The sequence below is a fragment of the Nitrospirillum amazonense genome, from assembly GCF_007828045.1.
Classification (GTDB): domain Bacteria; phylum Pseudomonadota; class Alphaproteobacteria; order Azospirillales; family Azospirillaceae; genus Nitrospirillum; species Nitrospirillum amazonense_C.
Window position 1 is genome coordinate 1 of the sequence record NZ_VITN01000079.1, and the last position, 1,131, is coordinate 1,131.

The window sequence follows — 1,131 nt, forward strand, 5'->3', positions numbered from 1 at the left end:
GAGGCAGCCGACCACGGTACGGTCAGCGACTGGGGTGAAGTCGTAACAAGGTAGCCGTAGGGGAACCTGCGGCTGGATCACCTCCTTTCTAAGGACGCCTGCGCTGGGTCCACGGCTTGCCTGATCATGGGTGAGCGTGGCTTTAACCGGCCCGCAGGAGCCGCCGTCGGCGCATCCCTTCTCCAGACCCTTAAGAACGGCATGGAAGCTTAGGCTTCCAGTCCCGTGGGCTAGTAGCTCAGCTGGTTAGAGCGCGCGCTTGATAAGCGTGAGGTCGCAAGTTCAAATCTTGCCTGGCCCACCACTCTATCCCCAGCGACCCGGAAACGGGGGCGTAGCTCAGTTGGGAGAGCGCGTGCTTTGCAAGCATGAGGTCGTCGGTTCGATCCCGATCGCCTCCACCATCTGGTGTCGAGGCAGGGAGAGAGCAGCAAGGGTCTGTGAAAGAGACGTTGTGCAGAGATTACAGGCGAGGCGTGCAAGCGATCGCCTGTTGGTCGCTCCCGAGGGGGTGATCAGGGGTCTTGGACATTGTGAAGAGGGTCTAGTGTAACCGAGGAGCATTCCCGGTTCCGTGGCATCCCCACGACGTGTGGGGAAGCGGTTCTGGTGAATGACCTTCTGAAGTTTTGTTGGTGCTACCGGCGATGGGCTTGTCCCTGCGCGAGGGAGCGCTGACGGTGTATCAAGTGAATTAAGGGCATCTGGTGGATGCCTTGGCACTGAGAGGCGATGAAGGACGTAGCACGCTGCGAAAAGCCATGGGGAGCCGCGAGCAGGCATTGATCCGTGGATTTCCGAATGGGGAAACCCACCCAGCGATGGGTATCCTCTGCTGAATCCATAGGCAGGGGAAGCGAACCCGGGGAACTGAAACATCTAAGTACCCGGAGGAAAGGACATCAACCGAGACTCCGCTAGTAGTGGCGAGCGAACGCGGACCAGGCCAGTGATTGATGCTACATAACCGGAAATGCCTGGAAAGGCATGCCAGAGTGGGTGAGAGCCCCGTACGGGTAAACCGGCATTGATCCTTGAGTAGGGCGGGACACGTGAAATCCTGTCTGAACGTGGGGGGACCACCCTCCAAGCCTAAGTACTCCTCAGTGACCGATAGTGAACCAGTACCGT

The 1,131-nt window shown here is 58.9% G+C and carries 2 tRNA genes and 2 rRNA genes; all 4 read left to right on the plus strand.

What is annotated here, in order from left to right:
• A 16S ribosomal RNA gene (locus tag FBZ89_RS30635) occupies positions 1–88 on the plus strand; the annotation flags it as partial.
• Between the two features lie 139 nt (positions 89–227).
• Positions 228–304, plus strand: a tRNA-Ile gene (locus FBZ89_RS30640).
• Positions 305–328: 24 nt separating this feature from the next.
• Positions 329–404, plus strand: a tRNA-Ala gene (locus FBZ89_RS30645).
• Between the two features lie 279 nt (positions 405–683).
• A 23S ribosomal RNA gene (locus FBZ89_RS30650) occupies positions 684–1,131 on the plus strand; the annotation flags it as partial.